The following is a 19,420-nucleotide window of genomic DNA, read 5'->3' on the forward strand; positions in this document are numbered from 1 at the left end:
AAACTAGCCTAAAACAATATTACTTTACCGCTAAAAAGGTGATTGTAGGGCTAAAGAATTTACGTTTGCATTAACATAAATCAGAATTAATTTCTCCTAAAAACCACAAAGCCTGTATCCAAAACAAAAAAGCTTAGAGTTTACACCCTAAGCTTTTATATAAATTATAATTTTAGATTACTCTACTGTAACAGACTTTGCTAAATTACGAGGCTGATCTACATTACAACCTCTCATTAATGCGATATGATACGATAACAACTGTAAAGGAATAGTTGTTAATAACGGCGTAAGAGCCTCTAAAGTTTCTGGAACCTCAACTACATGGTCTGCCAATTCCTTAACTTGAACATCTCCTTCAGTAACAACTGCAATGATTTTACCCTTTCTTGATTTAATTTCTTGAATATTACTCACCACTTTTTCATAATGCCCCTTATTAGTTGCAATTACAATTACCGGCATAGATTCATCAATTAAAGCAATAGGTCCGTGTTTCATCTCAGCAGCCGGATACCCCTCTGCATGGATATAACTAATTTCTTTTAACTTTAAAGCTCCCTCTAAAGCAACAGGGAAATTATAACCTCTACCCAAATATAAACAGTTAGGAGAATCTTTATACACCTCTGCTATTTTCTCTATTGCATCATTAGATTGTAGAGCAACTTCTACTTTAGTTGGAATATACTCTAACTCAGTTAAGAAACTTGTAAATTGCTCATCTGTTAAGCTTCCTTTTTCTTGAGCCAATTTTAAAGCAATTAAACTTAAAACTGTTATTTGAGTAGTAAACGCTTTTGTTGAAGCAACTCCAATTTCTGGACCTGCATGAGTATAAGCACCAGCATTAGTTTCTCTTGCAATAGAAGAACCAACTACATTACAAACACCAAATACAAATGCTCCGTTTTCTTTAGCCAACTTAATAGCAGCCAAAGTATCTGCAGTTTCACCAGACTGGGAAATTGCTATTAAAACATCTTTATCTGTAATAACCGGATTTCTATACCTAAACTCAGACGCATATTCAACCTCTACAGGAATACGTGCTAAATCTTCAAAAATATACTCCGCTACCAAACCTGCATGCCATGATGTACCACAAGCAACAATAATTATACGATTTGCATTTACAAACTTATCTAAATGCTCATCTATTCCTGCCATTTTTATTAGCTTTTGATCTGCTAACAATCTACCTCTGTAAGTATCTAAAATAGCTCTTGGCTGTTCATAAATCTCCTTTAACATAAAGTGATCATAACCACCTTTTTCTATCTCCTCTAAATTCATTTGCAATTCCAAAATATTTGGATATGCAACAGCATCATTCTTAATTTTTCTTAACTTAATTTCTTTACCAAGTCTAATAATAGCCATTTCCTCATCTTCTAGATAAACAGCATTATTTGTAAACTCAATAAAAGGAGATGCATCTGAAGCCACAAAGAATTCATTATCTCCCATACCAATTGCTAGTGGACTACCTAATTTAGCGACTACAATTTCATCTGGTTTTTTAATATCAAAAACAGCTATAGCGTAAGCACCAACAACCTCATTTAAGGCTAACTGGACTGCTTTACCTAACTTTACATTTTCTTTTTTCTGAACTTCCTCTATAAGATTGATTAAAACCTCTGTATCAGTATCTGATTCAAAAGTATACCCTCTTTTGATTAATTCTGTTTTTATAGACTCGTAGTTTTCTATAATTCCGTTGTGAATAATTACCAACTCACCAGAATTAGAATAATGCGGATGCGAGTTAACATCATTAGGAACACCGTGAGTTGCCCACCTAGTGTGACCAATACCGATTGAACCTTTAGTAGATATTGTATCCTCTGACTTCTTTTTTAAATCAGATACTTTACCTTTAGTTTTAGCTAAATTTATTTTATCTCCATCAAATAATGCAACTCCTGCACTATCATATCCTCTATACTCTAAACGTTCTAATCCTTTTATAATAATGGGATAAGCCTCTCTGTGACCTATATACCCTACAATTCCACACATAATGTATTAGTTATTAATTATTATAGTTAATGTTTATGACAAATCTAAATATAAATGCAAAAATAAAAAGCACTTAACAGTTATAATAACCTAAAAATACTACAAAAGGTATAAGTAGACAGAGTTTTTAATTAGTCTCTGTATAAAAAACTTCTAGTTTAAGCTTTTTATCCTCATCGTCTATATTACTACCATAAAGAACAGTTCCTAGAGGACTAACAACAGATAGTAATGGGATTTCTCCTTCACCATCTTCTAACATTGCCTGTGCGTTAGCACTAAATCTTATATCTGAGGTTAAAGACAACCCCAATGTAATATTCTCTGCATCACGAACAACAAGATTATTAATATATTCTGTTATTCTAATAGTATACTTAACTCCTTTGCCATCACTAGAAGTCTCAATAATACCATCATAACCAGTTAACGTCTGAAGACTTAATGGTCCGTTTTCTACATCTGTACCAGTTAATGGATACGTATAAATTGATGTATTATCTTCTGCATTATACAGATATAACCTTGGCGGTTCTGCTACAGCATCTCCTGTAACACCTGCCGCATCTAAAGTTTCCCTATCTATATAAAACACAAGATTTGCCTCATTGATAATCCAATTATTATTTTTAATTTCAGTTATAGCATCTCTACCATTTTCTTCATCAAATAATTTAAGTTCTGCAAAAGAACCAGCGCCGCCTTTTAAGTATATACGATCTGCATTTTCTCCTGTATCCATTTTATTAGCAATATCTACTGGATACTCATCATTTACAAACGAATTAACAGTGTTTCCTGAAGCCGCATTAATATCTAATATATAAACAGATTCTTCTTCAACAATAGTATCATCAGAAGTATCATCTGCGGTATCATTAGTATCTACTTTATCATAAACATAATCTACATATATTTTAGCCGCAGTAAAATTTAAAAGCATCATAAGATCACCATCTCCACCAGAAGCCGTAAAATACAAACCCCTAATAAACTCTTGAAAGTTAGTTTGACTCAACAGTTCTGTTTGGCCTTCTTTATCTAAGATATTTTCTTGAAAAAACGGCATAACATCTTCTAAATCTACAACTATACCTGGAGCTAGTCTTCTTTTTACAGTTCCTTTTTCATCCTCATCTGTATCAGGATCATCTATTTCATAATAAATTACCGTTTCAGTATCTGTAAAATTTGCTTCTCCGTCATAAAGTGTTTCACCAATAAAGGCTGGAGAAAACTCAAAATCCGAATAATAAATCTGTCTTTCCTCAAAGTTCTGAGTTGGATCAACATCTCTAAGAAAGTACGTAGAGCGCTCTACCTTAAAGTTAAAAGGAACACTTACGTTACCGTAAATACTATCTACCTCATACTGTCTTGCGTAAGCCCCTTCAATTATATCCTCTTCATCACCATCATTAATGCCATCTTTATCTGTATCTGCATCTTGAGGGTTTGTACCTAAAGCAACTTCCTCTGCATTAGTAAGTCCATCACCATCTGTATCATTAGAAGGATCTTCTGGCTCATCATCAAACTCATTATCAACACCATCACCATCTGTATCTCTTAATGAATCTGACTTTGTTAAAAAAGGAATGAATAAAGTAACACCAGTTACTGTTTCATTTTCCTCAATTGTTGTTACACTATCATCTGTATCTGACTCATCTTCAGTAGACTGGCTATAAAGTCCAAAAATAGGATTACCAACTCCTCCAGCAAGTCTTAGTTGTGAATTTACATAAGCAGTTGTTTTTCCGTAAACAGGATCATTATAAGTACCTAACTGATAAATTGGTAAGCCATTTGTCTGTACAGCTTTCACCTTTTTATTATACGCAAACACATCATACACAGCTTTTTTAGCTGTAAAAGGTTCACCAGAGATTACTTCTCCTCCAATTGTATCTAACTCGTCTTCACACGATACAAATGCAGACACCACAAACAACCCTGCAAATGCAGAATAAACAAATTTCTTGTAAAAATTCATGTAACTTATTTTAAAACTTCATTGTTGTAAAAGTTGGTATACGCTTCTTCAAATTCCTGAAGAGGCACGTATGACAACACAGGTTTTTCAAGACCAGTAACATACTCTGTAAGTTCTTCTGGCACTTCCTCTGAGGCTAAAATAACAGCATCTGAATAATCTACAGCTACTTTTAACAAATTATTATAGTTAGGCGCTGCTAAAACCCCAACTTTATCTTCAGCAATCTGATCAAAGCCAATTTTTTTAACAATGTCTTTGTCTAATTCCTCATCAAAACCTTTATTGTAAACAGATGTTACAATTTTACTTTCTGCAAACAATGGCTCATCTGCATAAAATTCTTTCAAGTACAAAGGTACCAAAGAGGCCATCCAACCATGCACGTGAATAATATCTGGAGACCAATTTAATTTTTTAACTGTTTCTACAACACCTTTTGCAAAAAAGATAGCTCTTTCATCATTATCTGGAAACAAAGTTCCGTTTTCATCTGTAAAAGTTGCTTTTCTTTTAAAGTATTCTTCATTGTCTATAAAATAAACTTGAATACGTTCTTTAGGGATTGAAGCCACTTTTATAATTAACGGCATATCCATATCGTTAATTACCAAATTCATACCAGACAAACGAATTACTTCGTGCAACTGATGCCTTCTTTCATTAATATTGCCATAACGTGGCATAAATATTCTTATTTGCCCGCCTTTACTGTTCACCATACGTGGTGTTTCATAAGACATTTGGGAAACTTGATTCTCTGGGAGATAGGGCATTAATTCTGAAGATACAAACAATATCTTTTTACCATTCATAGAAGCTGATTTTTATTTATCAAAAAAGCGTAGGATGCAAAATTACAAAAATTATAGAGATTAACGGTAATTATAGTAAGTTTGCTGTCGTTTTAAATTAAATTTATGCATATTTTTCATAAAATAGAAGAGTTAAAAAATCATTTTTCTACCGTATCTAAAGAAGAAACTGTGGGTATGGTGCCAACAATGGGTGCTTTACACAGCGGACACATTTCTTTAGTTAAAAAGGCTTTAAACGAGAATAATTACGTAATTGTGAGCATTTTTGTGAATCCAACGCAATTTAATAACGCAGAGGATTTAGAAAAATACCCTCAAACTTTACAAGAAGATATTACTCTTTTAAAAGAAGCTTCAGACAAAATTATTGTTTTTGCACCTTCTGCTTCCGAAATCTACAACAGTAACATAAAATCTGACAGCTATAACTTTGGCGGACTAGAAAAAGTTATGGAAGGAGAGTTTAGAGACGGTCATTTTGACGGAGTAGGTACAATTGTTGAAAAATTATTAAATATTGGCAAACCAGACAATGCCTATTTTGGAGAAAAAGATTACCAACAACTACAAATTATAAAAAAACTAGTTGACATTAAAAAAATACCAGTAAACATAATTGGTTGCCCTATAGTAAGAGAAGAAAGCGGACTAGCAATGAGCTCTAGAAATGAACGACTTTCTGCAGAATTACGTAATGAAGCTGCCTTTATTTACAAGACATTAAAAGAAGCTAAAATAAAATTTGGCACAAAAAGTGCTTTAGAAGTAAGTAAGTGGGTTACTGCACAATTTGATAAAAATAAACTACTAGACTTAGAATATTTTACCATTACTAATGCAGATAATTTACAAACAATAAAAAGAAAATCTAAAAATAAAAAATATAGAGCCTTTATTGCCGTTTATGCTAATGACATAAGACTTATAGACAATATAGCTTTAAATTAATTACCTTTGTATTATGCAGATAGAAGTAGTAAAATCTAAAATTCACCGTGTAAAAGTTACCGGTGCAGACTTAAACTATATTGGTAGCATTACTATTGATGAAGATTTAATGGATGCCGCTAATATTATTAGAGGAGAAAAAGTGCAAATTGTTAACAACAATAATGGAGAACGATTAGAAACGTACGCAATACCAGGACCTAGAAAAAGTGGAGAAATTACACTTAATGGAGCTGCTGCACGTAAAGTTGCCGCTGGCGATATACTTATTTTAATTACCTATGCACGTATGGATATTGAAGAGGCTAAAAAATTTAACCCTTCTTTAGTATTCCCTAATGAAGAAAATAATTTATTAAACTAACATACTTGACCGCCTCCTTAAAAAAAACATTAAAAACAGTTTTACCAATTGCTTTTGGGCTGTTTTTAGTATGGTATTCATACAATTCTACTTCAGAAGAAGACAGAAAACAAATAATTTATTACATAAAGGAGGCCGATTTATTTTGGGTTAGCATCTCATTATTAATGGGTGTTTTAAGCCACGTTTCTAGAGCTATTAGATGGAACTATCTTTTAGAGCCACTTGGCTACAAACCTAAAATAATTAATAACATACTTATTATACTAACCTCATACTTTGCCAATTTAGGCATTCCTAGATCCGGAGAAATATTACGCGCAACGGCATTAACAACGTATGAGGATGTTCCTTTTGAAAAAGGTTTTGGAACTATTGTAACAGAGCGGGTTATAGACCTTATTATGTTACTTTTAATTATTGTTATTACTTTTTTTTTACAGACCGATATTATTATTGACTTTTTTAAATCTAAAGGTTTTAATATCACAAAAATACTTGTACTGCTTGGTGTTGCCACCATTGGCGCTCTTGCTTTCTTTTATTTTATAAAAAAATCTACACATCCGTTTTTAGTAAAAATTAAAGACTTTGTAACTGGCCTTCTACAAGGTGTTACCAGTATTTTTAAAATGAAAAATAAATGGCCTTTTATTTTTCACACACTATTTATATGGAGTGTTTACATTGGTATGTTTTGGGTTATAAAATTTACAGTACCAGAAACCATAGACCTATCTATTAGTCAGCTTTTAGTTGCTTTTATTTTTGGAGCCTTTGCTATGACCGCAACTAATGGTGGCATAGGGCTTTACCCAATTGTAGTAAGCAGCGCTTTAGCTATATTTGGCATTAGCAGTGTTTCTGGTGATGCTTTTGGTTGGATTATGTGGATTTCACAAACTTTATTAGTTGTTGTTTTTGGGGCAATATCTTTTCTACTATTGCCGTTATTAAAAAGAACCAAATAGTTTTTTAGACTAAAGAACAAACCCAAAAATGAAAAAAATCACCTTAACCTTTGCCCTATTTATAGGGTTAAACGCATTTGCACAAGTAAAAACAGAAATTTTTGAATCTTTTAAGCTTCAACAAAAAAGAGACATTAGTTATTACATTCCTGAAGAATACAATGAAGAAGACCAACATACACTAATTGTTGTTTTAGACGCAGAGTATTTATTTGATGACGTTGTAGCCAAAGCTAAATTTTACAGCAGATTTCATGGTATGCCACCTGCAATAGTGGTAGGTATTCATCAACAAGCACAGCAAGCACGTTTTAAAGACTGTTCTTTTAGCGAAGACAATGGCTTACCTACTGAAGAAGGAAAAGCTTTTTTTGAATTTTTAGGGATGGAAGTTGTTCCCAATATAGAAAGCACCTATAACATTTCACCTTTTAAAATGATTGTAGGCTATGACATTACAGCTAACTTTGAAAACTTTTATCTATTTAAAGAAAATCCACTTTTTAGCTCATACATAAGTATATCACCAACTTTAGCACCAGAAATGGAATCTAGAGTTGCCAATAGAATTGGAGCAATAGACAAACAAATTTTTTATCATTTAATTGTAGAAAAAAATAGAAACGCTAAAGAGCTAGCAGAACTTAACACATCTTTAAAAACTATAGAAAAGGAAACTTTTAAATATTATTTTGATGTGTACGATACAGACCACACCTCTATAGCTACATATGGTTTAGGAAAAGCTTTTGATGATATTTTTGAAATATTTAAACCAATTAGCCCTAAAGAATATAAAACTAAAATTTTAACATCAGAAGAGCCTGCTTATGCATATTTAGAAACCAAATACAATATTATTAAAGAAACATTTGGTTTTACAAAAAGAGTAGATCTTAATGATGTTATGGCTATTTATTCTGCAAGTAAAAAGAAAGAGGACCCAGAATCTTTAAAAGAATTATCTGATTTGTGTAAAAAAGAATTTCCAGATACTATGCTAGGTTTTTATTTTGAAGGAGAATACTTTGAAGAGATTGGAGAACCAAAAAAAGCACTACGTACTTTTGAAAAAGCCTTTGGAATGGATGAAATAGACTTTTTAACCAAAGATATGGCTTTAGAAAAAATTGATGCTTTAAAAGCCGATTTTGGCTACTAAAAACAAGTGCACAAAAGCACTATTTTTAAACTTAAAAAATAAAATTATAAACTTTATAGTACCTTTGGCTAAAACCAATAAATTAGGTAATGGCTAAAACAAAAACAGCTTTTTTTTGTCAAAATTGTGGCACACAATATGCTAAATGGGCGGGACAATGTGGCGCTTGTAAAGAGTGGAACACTATTGTTGAAGAAGTTATACAAAAAGAAGAAAAAAGCAGTTGGAAAACACCTAGTAACACCCCTAAAGTTGCAACTAAACCTTTACGTGTTAAAGAAATTAGTACAGAAAAAGAATTACGCCTAAACACCTATGACCTTGAGTTTAACAGGGTTTTAGGTGGCGGCTTGGTTCCTGGCTCATTAACACTTTTGGGGGGAGAGCCCGGAATAGGAAAAAGTACACTATTACTACAAATTTCACTTAAATTACCTTATAAAACATTATATGTATCTGGAGAAGAAAGTCAGAAACAAATAAAAATGAGGGCAGACCGTATTACCACAAATAATGATACGTGTTTTATACTTACAGAAACCAAAACACAAAATATTTTTAAACAGGTTGAAGCTATAGAACCAGATATTTTAGTTATAGATTCTATACAAACACTCCACTCAGACTACATAGAGTCTGCCGCAGGTAGCATATCACAGATTAGAGAATGTACTGCAGAACTTATAAAGTTTGCAAAAGAAACAAATACTCCCGTTATTTTAATTGGTCATATTACAAAAGATGGCACTATAGCCGGACCAAAAATTTTAGAACACATGGTAGATACTGTTTTACAATTTGAGGGGGACCGAAATTATGTATACAGAATTTTACGTGCATTAAAAAACAGGTTTGGCTCTACAGCAGAATTAGGAATTTATGAGATGTTGGGTAGCGGTTTACGCGAAGTAAACAATCCTTCAGAGATTTTAATTTCTAAAAATGACGAAGGCCTAAGCGGAACAGCTATTTCTGCCTCTATAGAAGGTATGCGCCCTTTAATGATAGAAATACAAGCCCTTGTTAGTACTGCTGTGTACGGAACACCACAAAGGTCTACAACAGGTTTTAATGCAAAAAGACTTAACATGTTATTAGCCGTTTTAGAAAAACGTGCTGGTTTTATGCTTGGTGCAAAAGATGTCTTCTTAAATATAACTGGAGGTATTTCTGTAGATGACCCTGCTATTGACCTAGCTGTAATTGCAGCAATTTTGTCTAGCAACTCAGACATTGCAATTCCTAAAGGTGTATGTTTTGCCGCTGAAGTTGGTTTAGCAGGAGAAATTAGGCCCATACAACGCGTAGACCAACGTATATCCGAGGCAGAAAAACTTGGATTTACAGCCATATTTGTATCCAAAAACAATAAAATCACCTTAAAAAATACAGTTATAAAAGTACACTTGGTCTCAAAAATTGAAGATGTAGTAAGAAGTTTGTTTAATTAAACAACTGTAAACAAAAAAGAGGCTGCACAATATGTACAGCCTCTTTTCTATTTTACTTGTCTATTAAATATTAAGGAGCTGGGTTGGGTATTTGCTTATGTATAGCCTCTATACCTTCTAAAACCTCATCTTTTAATTTTACATTTACGCTTCCAATATTTTCCTCTAGTTGCTTTAAATTTGTAGCTCCTATAATTGTACTTTTTACAAACGGTCTAGAATTTACGTATGCCAATGCCATTTGCGGTAAAGACAAGCTGTGCTCACGGGCTAAATCACAATACATTTGTGTTGCCTTCTGTGCATTTTCTCCACTATATCTGTTGTAATTAGGAAAAAGAGTTACCCTTGCATTTGCCGGTTGCAAACCTCCAAGGTATTTACCACTTAACACACCAAAACCTAATGGAGAATACGGTATTAAAGCAACATCTTCCCTCATTGATATTTCTGCTAAACCAACTTCAAAAGTTCTATTAAGCAAACTATAAGGGTTTTGTATAGTAGACATGCGCGGCAATCTTCTGTGCACTTTACTTTCCTCTAAAAAACGCATAGTTCCCCAAGGGGTTTCATTAGACAAACCAATATGCTTAATTTTTCCGTCATTTACTAAATCGCCTAAAGTATCTAATACTTGGTGAATATTATCTTCCCAAAAGTCATTTATTTTATGCTCATAACCTCTTTGCCCAAAGTAATTTGTTTGCCGTTCTGGCCAATGCAATTGATACAAATCTATAACATCTGTTTGTAAGCGTTTTAAACTGTTTTCTACTGCAGAAATTAACCCTTCTTTTTGGAAACCAGTTGTTCTGATATGCTTGGTAAAATCTGCTTTACCTGCAATTTTAGAAGCTAGTACTACTTTGTCTCTGTTACCAGTTTCTTTAAACCACTTACCAATAATTTTCTCTGTCTCTGCATACAACTCTGCCTTTGCCGGTACAGGGTACAATTCTGCAGTATCAAAAAAATTAACTCCTTGTTCTAAAGCATAATTCATTTGTTCAAATGCCTCATCAATATTATTTTGTCTGCCCCAAGTCATTGTGCCTAAGCAGATTTCACTTACCTCCAAATTAGTATGTGGTAATTTTGTGTATTTCATAGTCATTAATATGGTAAAAATTCTTCATGTTCTTAACCAAAGCTAGGGAAATAAATACTCTAATCAAACATATATATTGGCATTTATCTTAGATTTTACAATAAAAAAACAGCGTTTATCTAAGTTAAGACAAACGCTGCTTTTAAAAAGTTAAGTAAGATTTTTTTATAACGTCCTGAAATACTCAGTTATAGCTCTTGCTTCATCTTCTGTTAATCCTTGGTTGGTCATTAAAGCATTATTATACTCTTTAAATAACGCTTTAGCTATTGGATCTTCTTTTAACATCCCATCAGGATTTAAAATCATATTCATAACCCATTCTGGGCTTCTTCTATCCAAAACACCTTTTACAGCAGGACCAATTAAACGCATATCTGTTGCGTGGCATGCCACACATTTAGAGCTAAAAATAGACTCCCCTGTTGCTGCCATTTCTTTATCTATTTCTGCACCTAAGTCTAAAGATTTTATAGGGCCAACACCTTTGTTGTCCATATCTACAGGAACACCCTCTTGTTTTGCTGCTGATTTATCTTCTTTTTTGGTTCTGTTCATTTCAAAACCATCGGATTTTTTATCCTCTTTTTTGTCGCCACAACTCGCCATAAATACGCCTGCAACTAAGATTAAAAGTAATTTTTTCATGTGTTTAAGTTTTAAAGCACTAATATAAGCAATACTCTTATTTAAACCTGCTCTTCTAAAAATTTAACTGCCCTTTTTTCTGCATACGTAACATTATTGTCGCCATAGAACCCTACATGTCCTCCGTACAACGGCATTTCTAAATACAAATTGCTATTTTGCTCTGCTTCTTTAATAGGGTAACAAGCTTCCCCTAAAAAAGAATCATTTTTTGCATTTAAAATTATTGTAGGCACATCTATTTCTGACAAAAACTGCAAACAACTTGCCTTAGTATAATAATCTAAAGCATTTAAAAAACCATTTGCTTTACTAGTGTATACATCATCAAAATCTTTTAAAGTTTTAATTCTATTTATTTCTGATGCATCAATTTTATCTGGATATTGCTCATGTTTTATTCGCAACTTTTCAAGCAAACGTTTTTTAAAATTAGCAGCATACAGCATATTTTTTGGCTTTAACAATTCTTCTAAAGAACTAGCCAAACTACAGGGAACAGAAACACCTATGCCAGCTTTAATTTCTGGTGGTCTTTGTCTATTCTCTCCTAAATATTTTAAAATTAAATTACCTCCTAAACTAAAACCTTGCAATACTATTTTAGAATATGTTTTTAAACCTAAAATATGCTGCACAACGGCATCTAAATCTTCTGTAGCGCCAGAGTGGTAAGACCTAAATAACACATTAGTTTCTCCACTACAACCTCTTAAATTTACTGCACACACATTATAGTTACATAGCAAAAGCTCTCTTGTTGCTCCTAAAATGTATGGTCTTTGTGCGTTACCCTCTAAACCATGTACAACTATAGCAACTTTAGCCGTTTTTGTAGAAGTAAAACTCCAATCTAAATCTAAAAAATCACCATCATATAATTGTATACGTTCTCTTTTTTGCATTGGCATTTTTACAGACCTAAACAAGCCTGTGTATAATGTTGAAAAATGCCCACTTTTAAAAAGCAGAGGAGGATTGTAAGCTGGTTGTAATATTGGCATTATATTATTTAGGGTATACTTCTAATAATTTCTTTTGCTCTTCAATAGCTTCTACAAATTCAGTTTTTAAGGCAGCAACCAATTCGGTTACAGGAACAGCATTGCTAATGTTAGTTACACCTTGCCCAGCAGACCAAATTGTTTTCCATGCTTTAGCTTCGGTATCCATCTCTTTACCAAAATCTATTTTAGTATCCTTTTTTAAATCTTCTTCTGTAATACCAGCGGCTTTTAAACTTGCACCTAAAAAGTTGGCATGTACACCAGATATAGATGCTGTATAAACAACATCACTAGCGCCAGCATCAATTATCATTTTCTTATAATCTTCTGTAGCCTTACTTTCTACAGTATTTATAAAACGAGTTCCCATATAAGCAACATCTGCACCCATTTGCCTTGCAGAAGCTATATCTCTTCCTGTACTAATACAACCAGATAATATAACCGTTTTAGTAAAGAACTTTTTAATCTCTGCAACCAAAGGCATAGGATTTAATGTACCTGCATGACCACCTGCACCAGCAGCAACAACTATTAAACCATCTACCCCAGCTTCTGCAGCTTTTTCTGCGTGACGCTTTTTAATAACATCATGAAAAACAAGACCTCCATAACTATGTACTGCATCTACAACCTGTGACACAGCACCTAATGATGTAATAATTAATGGCACTTTATGTTTTATACATAACATAAGATCTGCCTCTAGCCTTGGGTTAGTTTGGTGTACAATTAAATTAACCCCAAACGGAGCAGCTTTTTTACCTGTTTCTTCTTCAAAAGCTTTTAACTCATCTTTAATTTGAATTAACCATTCTTCAAAACCCTCACTTGTTCTTTGGTTTAAAGCAGGAAAAGTACCTACTATTCCGTTTTTACAACATTCTATAACCAACTTTGGTCCTGAAATTAAAAACATTGGTGCGGCTATAACCGGTAAAGAAAGATCTTTTACAAATGGGGCTACTGTTCTCATGAATATGGTTTTTAGTTAATACTATAAATTTAGAAATTTAACTACTTTTTATAAAGTAATATGTTTAAGTTTCTCAAAACTATAGTATTTTTATCATTTATTATGCATGCATAACAATTAATTCTAAAAAATATGTACTTAAAAGAGTTTGAAATTAGATGGAGTGATATTGATGCTAACTGGCATTTAGCCAATTCTGCTTACGTTAATTTTATGAGCCAAACTAGAATGGGCTTTTTAATGGAACTAGGCTTTAACCAAAAGACTATGGCAGACCATAAAATTGGACCTGTAGTTTTTTACGAACACATTTATTATTTTAAAGAAGCATTTTTTGGCAAACCTGTAAAAGTATCTTTAGAATTAATGGGATTAAGTGAAGACGGTAAATTTTTTAAATTTCACCATAATTTTTTTGACTCTAAAGGAAGAAACTTTGCACATTGCGAAATTTTAGGAGCATGGATAAATCTACAAACAAGAAGTTTAACCGGCTTACCTGAAGAGTTTTTAACAGCTTTCTCTAAAGTAAAAAAGTCTAAAGATTTTAAAACACTTACCAAAGAAGACACCCGTAAGCACGCTAAACAACCAAAAGATTTAGTTATTTAGGTTAGTTGCTTTGGCCTTGGCTTTTTAGTTGCTAAATACAAGCCTACAATAACCAAAAGCGTACCTACAACTTTAACCAGTGTTAAGCTATCTTTACCTGTAGCAACAGCAAACAATATACCTATTAATGGTTGCGCATAAGAAAAAGCACTAACCGTAGATGCTTTTAACTGAGACAACCCAAATACATTAAACAAATAGGTTAAAAATGTAGTGCCAATTATAACAAATACAATGGAGCCAATACCACTTGCTGGTATTGTACCCCATTGTATTTGATTAAACTCTGCTATTGTTACAGGAAAGCACAATACCAAACCTATTGTAAAAAGCCACTTTAACAGTGTAAACATATGGTACTTTTCTAGCAGTTTTTTTATTAAAATTAAATAAGTTCCAAAGCTCACAGCATTAACCACAAATAAAATATTACCTAACGGAATATTAGGCGCATCTTGCCTTAACTCTGCTCCATAAAGAATTAAAAACAAAGCACCCACAAGTCCTAACACTATACCCAGGCCTTTTTGCATTGTAACATTCTCCTTAATAAAAATAGCAGACATTACAACTACTAATATTGGAACTATAGTTATTAAAACAGCACTATTAATTGGTGTAGATAATTCCAGTCCCTTAAAAAAAGTAAGCATATTTATTCCCATACCAGTTAAGGCGCAAACAAAAAGTCGTCCCCAATCTTTACGTTCTATTTTTTGCTTAGGAATAAAAAAAGAACACATCCAAAACAAAAAAGAGGCACCAAGTAAGCGCACCATAATAAATCCAAAAGGTTTAATATAAGTTGGCATAACCCCCTTGGCAATGGTATGGTTTAATCCATAAATTGTAGTGGCCCCTAAACAAGCTAATATGGCTAATGTTCTTTTACTCAACTGTGTATTTTTTCTTTTGCTGCCGCTACAACTTTTTTACTATTACCAACAAAAACAGCATTATTTACTATAATAACTGGTCGTTTTAAAAAAGTATAATGTTCTAATATTAAGTTTTTATAATCTTCTTCTTGCAGCTCTTTTTGCGCAAGACCTTTTTCTTTATACAACCTTGCTCTTTTACTAAATAAAGCCTCATAACTACCCGTTAAAGCATACATTTCTTTTAACTGTTCTTCAGTTATTTCCTCGGTTTTAATATCCTGCAGTACAAAACCATCTAGAGGTTGTAATTCTTTTAAAATTCTTTTACAAGTATCACAGGTACTTAAATGATATATTTTCTTCATTTTTATTAAACGATTTAGAATATTATTTAGAAACAAAAAACTAAGTACAAAGAAACCCAATTTGGTTGAATTGTACTATTTTTATCAAAAAACATAATTGTGGAATATTTACTTGACAACTCTAAGCAAATTAGAAAAATACTATTAAAAATTTTAGATGAAACCCCTAAAGATTTATTATTAGAAATTCCTAAAAACTTTAATAATAATATTTGGTGGAACATTGCGCATGTTGTAGTTACACAACAACTACTTGTTTACAAATTTAGCGGTATGCCTATGCTGGTTTCTGATGAAATGGTGGAAAAATACAAAAAAGGTACTTTTCCAGATGGCACAGCTACAGATGAAGAAATAACACAAATTAAAGATCTTTTGTTTAGCACATTAAAGCAAACTGAAAAAGATTATAAAGCTGGCAATTTTAAAAGCTATACTGCGTACACTACAAGTTTAAACATTACTTTAAGCAACGTTGTAGAAGCTATGAAATTTAATGCTCTACATGAAGGCATACATATAGGCGCTATACTTGCATTAAAAAGAAACATTACTGCCTAACAAACAAAAGAGTAATCTTTAACTAAGGTTACTCTTGTTTTTCTCCTTTTACAACTAGCATTTTATTTATTTCTGCATACGGTAATAAAACTTCTATTTGGCCATCTGCATAAGACCCAACTTCATAAGTATTATATAACAACTTTAATCCTTTTTTTGTGTAACCTATATTATTTGGCAAGGTAAACACCTCTTCTTCAAACATAAATCCTGTATCGTTAATAGGTACATTTGCCGGAATTTTTTCTTGCAATCTAAAAGTAGACTCTGCTATATTGTAAAATTCTTCTTTGCTAGAAAACAATTCTTCATTTGGTATTAGCTCTCCTTTTACAACATCAAAATTTAATAAAATACTAGATTCATAACCGTGAGCCCCACCTGTAAACTCATATGTTTCTAAATCTATAGTAATTATTTTATCTGTTTCATAAATAACTTTACCATTTATAGTTGCCTCCCATCTTGTAGCATCCCCTGGTAATTTTTCTTTTACACTTAAAAACTCGTCGTTTAAAGAAGATATGGCATCATCTATATTATCAACAACCACTTCATCATCAAAAATTAAAAGTGATATTATTTTATCTTTTATAGTTTTATTAATTGTTTCACTAACTTTTGATTTTTTTATTGCCTTAGGAACATTAATTACAACTAGCGGCTTATTAACTTCTTTTTCTGTACTAATTTTTAAGGTTTCAAAAGAAATTTCTTTTTTATTATTACAGCCAATTAAAACAATTATAAAAAAGTATAAGAAAAATTTATTATTCATAGTTAAATAAGATTGTGCAAGCGCATTGTATTCTACAAAGATAACGATACATTTGTGTTATAAATAAAGAAGTGTGGGCAAAAATAATTTAAAATTTAACAGCAAAACCATTCACGGAGGTCAGGAGCCAGATAAAGCATACGGAGCTGTTATGCCTCCTATTTACCAAACATCTACTTACGCGCAAACCGCCCCGGGTAAACATAATGGATATGAGTACTCTAGAAGTGCTAACCCCACCAGAACAGCCTTAGAAAAATCTTTAGCCAGTATAGAAAATGGCAACTACGGTATTGCTTTTGGAAGTGGTATTGCTGCTATAGATGCGGTTATAAAACTTTTAAGCCCTGGAGACGAAGTTATTTCTACCAGTGATTTGTATGGTGGCAGTTACCGCTTATTTAAACAAGTTTATGAGAAATTTGGCATTACATTTCATTTTGTTGATATGGCCAATGTAAATAATATAGAAAACTACGTTACCAATAACACAAAACTTATTTGGGTAGAAACACCAACAAACCCAATGATGAATATTATTGACATTGTTGCGGCAAGTAAAATAGCTAAAAAACACAGTATACCACTGGCTGTAGACAATACATTTGCCACTCCTTATTTACAAACTCCTTTAGATTTAGGCGCAGATATTGTTATGCATTCTGCCACAAAATATTTAGGCGGACACAGTGATGTTGTTATGGGTGCATTAATTGTAAACGACAAAGAATTAGCAGAAAAATTATACTTTATACAAAAAGCCAGCGGTGCAATTTGTGGCCCAATGGATAGTTTTTTAGTTTTAAGAGGTATAAAAACATTACATGTTAGAATGCAACGCCATTGTGAAAACGGAAAAGCTATTGCCTATTACCTAAAAAACCACCCAAAGGTGGAAAAAGTTTTTTGGCCAGGTTTTGAGTCGAGCCCAAATTATGAAATTGCTAAAAACCAAATGAAAGATTTTGGTGGTATGCTATCTTTTATTCCTAAAGGAGCTAATTATAATGATGCCATTGAAATAATTAAAAAGCTACAAGTTTTTACCTTAGCAGAAAGCTTAGGTGGAGTAGAGAGTTTAGCAGGTCACCCGGCAAGTATGACACATGCAAGTATACCTAAAGAAGAAAGAGAAAAAAGTGGAATTGTAGATGCTTTAATACGACTTAGTATAGGTATTGAAGATGAAAACGACCTAATAGAAGACCTTGAACAGGCCATTGGATAATATTTTTATCAAATTTTTAAAAAAACACGGTGTAAATTATATAAATAGTATAATTTTGCCGTTATAATTTTAATTCAATAATTTAACAATTATAAAGGTTTCTATATGGAAGCAAAAATAAATGCATTTATGGATGAGGTTAAGACCCGTAACGGTCATGAACCAGAATTTATCCAAGCGGTACAAGAAGTTGCCGAGACAGTAATCCCCTATATTGCTGATCATGATATTTACAATGGCAAAAACATACTTTTGCGTATGGTAGAACCTGAAAGATTAATTTCTTTTAGAGTATCATGGGTAGATGACAATGGAAACATCCATGTAAATAGAGGCTATAGAGTACAAATGAACTCTGCTATAGGACCTTACAAAGGTGGTTTACGTTTTCACCCAAGTGTAAACGCAAGTATTCTTAAATTCTTAGCTTTTGAGCAAGTATTTAAAAATAGCTTAACTACATTACCTATGGGTGGTGGTAAAGGAGGATCTGATTTTGACCCTAAAGGAAAGTCTGATGACGAAGTTATGCGTTTTTGCCATGCATTTATGACAGAGCTTTGCCGCCATATTGGACCAAATACAGATGTACCAGCTGGTGACATTGGTGTTGGAGGAAGAGAAATAGGTTTCCTTTTTGGAATGTATAAAAAAATAAGAAATGAGTTTACTGGTGTTTTAACAGGTAAAGGTCGTTCTTGGGGTGGTTCTTTAATTAGACCAGAAGCTACAGGTTACGGTACTGTTTATTTTGCAGAAAGTATGCTTAAAACTCAAGGACAAGATTTTGCAGGTAAAAATGTAGTAATATCTGGTTCTGGTAATGTTGCACAGTTTGCAGCAGAAAAAGCATTACAATTAGGTGCTAAAGTTTTAACATTATCAGATTCTCAAGGTTACATCTTAGATAAAGATGGTATAGACGCAGAGAAACTTGCTTTTGTAATGGATCTTAAAAACAACAAAAGAGGACGTATTTCTGAGTATGTAAATAAATATACTTCTGCTACTTTCCACAAAGGAGAAACTCCATGGGATGTTGCTTGTGATATTGCTTTACCGTGTGCTACACAAAATGAATTAGATGGTGAAGCCGCTAAAGCTTTAGTTAAAAACGGATGTATTTGTGTTGCAGAAGGTGCAAATATGCCTTCTACTCCAGAAGCTATTCATGAATTTCATGAAGCAAAAATATTATTTGCTCCAGGAAAAGCTTCTAATGCAGGTGGTGTTGCTACTTCTGGTTTAGAAATGTCTCAAAACTCTTTACGTATTAGCTGGACAAGAGAAGAGGTAGACCAAAGATTAAAAACAATTATGGAGGATATTCATAATTCATGTATTGAATACGGTAAGGACAAAGATGGTTACTGTAACTATGTAAAAGGAGCAAATATTGCTGGTTTTGTTAAGGTTGCAGACGCTATGTTAGCTCAAGGCGTTATTTAAAACATAACATATATTTTAAAAGCTCCATTAAGTTTTCTTGATGGAGCTTTTTTATTTTCAATCTAAAAA

General features: G+C 32.7%; 19 protein-coding genes. 9 read left to right on the forward strand and 10 right to left on the reverse strand.

Annotated elements, in window-relative coordinates; translation table 11 throughout:
- Positions 1-177: 177 nt before the first annotated feature.
- The 3 genes from glmS to KLA_RS09985 all read right to left on the reverse strand — a co-directional run bounded on the left by glmS (position 178) and on the right by KLA_RS09985 (position 4,836).
- Positions 178-2,025, reverse strand: coding sequence for a glutamine--fructose-6-phosphate transaminase (isomerizing) (glmS, locus tag KLA_RS09975; protein ID WP_034645527.1), 1,848 nt, complete (start codon positions 2,023-2,025; stop codon positions 178-180).
- A gap of 127 nt (positions 2,026-2,152) precedes the next feature.
- Positions 2,153-4,021, reverse strand: a complete 1,869-nt coding sequence (locus tag KLA_RS09980) for a DUF4270 domain-containing protein (RefSeq protein WP_034645530.1) — start codon at positions 4,019-4,021, stop codon at positions 2,153-2,155.
- Positions 4,022-4,026: 5 nt separating this feature from the next.
- Positions 4,027-4,836 carry a glycogen/starch synthase gene (locus KLA_RS09985; protein ID WP_013620627.1) on the reverse strand — a complete coding sequence of 270 codons (810 nt, stop codon included), beginning with the start codon at positions 4,834-4,836 and terminating at the stop codon, positions 4,027-4,029.
- 105 nt (positions 4,837-4,941) lie between these two features.
- Here KLA_RS09985 and panC point away from each other — a divergent pair, with 105 nt between their 5' ends.
- From panC to radA, 5 genes are all read left to right on the forward strand, one after another.
- Complete coding sequence (gene panC / locus KLA_RS09990) at positions 4,942-5,787, forward strand: pantoate--beta-alanine ligase (protein WP_034645534.1); 846 nt, start codon at positions 4,942-4,944, stop codon at positions 5,785-5,787.
- Positions 5,788-5,800: 13 nt separating this feature from the next.
- The gene (panD, locus tag KLA_RS09995) at positions 5,801-6,151 is read left to right on the forward strand and encodes an aspartate 1-decarboxylase (RefSeq protein WP_013620629.1); all 351 of its coding nucleotides are present in this window, start codon (positions 5,801-5,803) and stop codon (positions 6,149-6,151) included.
- A gap of 5 nt (positions 6,152-6,156) precedes the next feature.
- Positions 6,157-7,122 (forward strand): YbhN family protein, encoded by a 966-nt coding sequence (locus KLA_RS10000; protein ID WP_034645538.1) that lies wholly within the window; start codon positions 6,157-6,159, stop codon positions 7,120-7,122.
- Positions 7,123-7,150: 28 nt separating this feature from the next.
- The gene (locus KLA_RS10005; RefSeq protein WP_034645541.1) at positions 7,151-8,284 is read left to right on the forward strand and encodes an alpha/beta hydrolase; all 1,134 of its coding nucleotides are present in this window, start codon (positions 7,151-7,153) and stop codon (positions 8,282-8,284) included.
- An 89-nt stretch (positions 8,285-8,373) separates the two neighbouring features.
- Positions 8,374-9,735, forward strand: a complete 1,362-nt coding sequence (gene radA / locus KLA_RS10010; protein WP_013620632.1) for a DNA repair protein RadA — start codon at positions 8,374-8,376, stop codon at positions 9,733-9,735.
- 70 nt (positions 9,736-9,805) lie between these two features.
- On the opposite strand, the gene KLA_RS10015 is transcribed toward radA, so the two are convergent.
- From KLA_RS10015 to KLA_RS10030, 4 genes are all read right to left on the reverse strand, one after another.
- Positions 9,806-10,846, reverse strand: a complete 1,041-nt coding sequence (locus KLA_RS10015; protein ID WP_034645545.1) for an aldo/keto reductase — start codon at positions 10,844-10,846, stop codon at positions 9,806-9,808.
- Positions 10,847-11,011: 165 nt separating this feature from the next.
- Positions 11,012-11,494, reverse strand: coding sequence for a c-type cytochrome (locus KLA_RS10020; protein ID WP_013620634.1), 483 nt, complete (start codon positions 11,492-11,494; stop codon positions 11,012-11,014).
- Between the two features lie 41 nt (positions 11,495-11,535).
- Positions 11,536-12,498, reverse strand: a complete 963-nt coding sequence (locus KLA_RS10025) for a YheT family hydrolase (protein ID WP_034645549.1) — start codon at positions 12,496-12,498, stop codon at positions 11,536-11,538.
- A 4-nt stretch (positions 12,499-12,502) separates the two neighbouring features.
- Positions 12,503-13,477, reverse strand: coding sequence for an NAD(P)H-dependent flavin oxidoreductase (locus KLA_RS10030; RefSeq protein ID WP_034645551.1), 975 nt, complete (start codon positions 13,475-13,477; stop codon positions 12,503-12,505).
- 132 nt (positions 13,478-13,609) lie between these two features.
- Between KLA_RS10030 and KLA_RS10035 the strand changes: the two genes are divergently transcribed.
- The gene (locus KLA_RS10035) at positions 13,610-14,089 is read left to right on the forward strand and encodes an acyl-CoA thioesterase (RefSeq protein ID WP_034645554.1); all 480 of its coding nucleotides are present in this window, start codon (positions 13,610-13,612) and stop codon (positions 14,087-14,089) included.
- Here the strand turns inward: KLA_RS10035 and KLA_RS10040 are convergent.
- Positions 14,086-14,985, reverse strand: coding sequence for a DMT family transporter (locus KLA_RS10040; protein ID WP_013620638.1), 900 nt, complete (start codon positions 14,983-14,985; stop codon positions 14,086-14,088). The genes KLA_RS10035 and KLA_RS10040 overlap by 4 nt on opposite strands.
- Positions 14,982-15,335, reverse strand: a complete 354-nt coding sequence (locus tag KLA_RS10045) for an arsenate reductase family protein (RefSeq protein WP_013620639.1) — start codon at positions 15,333-15,335, stop codon at positions 14,982-14,984. The genes KLA_RS10040 and KLA_RS10045 overlap by 4 nt, the downstream gene beginning before the upstream one ends.
- A gap of 99 nt (positions 15,336-15,434) precedes the next feature.
- On the opposite strand from KLA_RS10045, the gene KLA_RS10050 reads away from it, so the two are divergent.
- Positions 15,435-15,896 carry a DinB family protein gene (locus KLA_RS10050; protein WP_034645557.1) on the forward strand — a complete coding sequence of 154 codons (462 nt, stop codon included), beginning with the start codon at positions 15,435-15,437 and terminating at the stop codon, positions 15,894-15,896.
- A gap of 28 nt (positions 15,897-15,924) precedes the next feature.
- Here the strand turns inward: KLA_RS10050 and KLA_RS10055 are convergent, their stop codons facing one another.
- On the reverse strand, positions 15,925-16,674 hold the full coding sequence (locus KLA_RS10055) for a DUF3298 and DUF4163 domain-containing protein (protein WP_034645560.1): 750 nt from the start codon (positions 16,672-16,674) through the stop codon (positions 15,925-15,927).
- Positions 16,675-16,747: 73 nt separating this feature from the next.
- Between KLA_RS10055 and KLA_RS10060 the strand changes: the two genes are divergently transcribed.
- Together KLA_RS10060 and gdhA are read left to right on the forward strand one after the other, a co-directional pair.
- On the forward strand, positions 16,748-17,902 hold the full coding sequence (locus KLA_RS10060; protein WP_013620642.1) for a cystathionine gamma-synthase: 1,155 nt from the start codon (positions 16,748-16,750) through the stop codon (positions 17,900-17,902).
- Between the two features lie 105 nt (positions 17,903-18,007).
- Positions 18,008-19,351, forward strand: a complete 1,344-nt coding sequence (gdhA, locus tag KLA_RS10065; RefSeq protein WP_013620643.1) for an NADP-specific glutamate dehydrogenase — start codon at positions 18,008-18,010, stop codon at positions 19,349-19,351.
- Positions 19,352-19,420: the final 69 nt, after the last annotated feature.

This window comes from Cellulophaga geojensis KL-A, assembly GCF_000568425.1.
In the GTDB taxonomy this organism is placed as follows: Bacteria; Bacteroidota; Bacteroidia; order Flavobacteriales; family Flavobacteriaceae; genus Cellulophaga; species Cellulophaga lytica.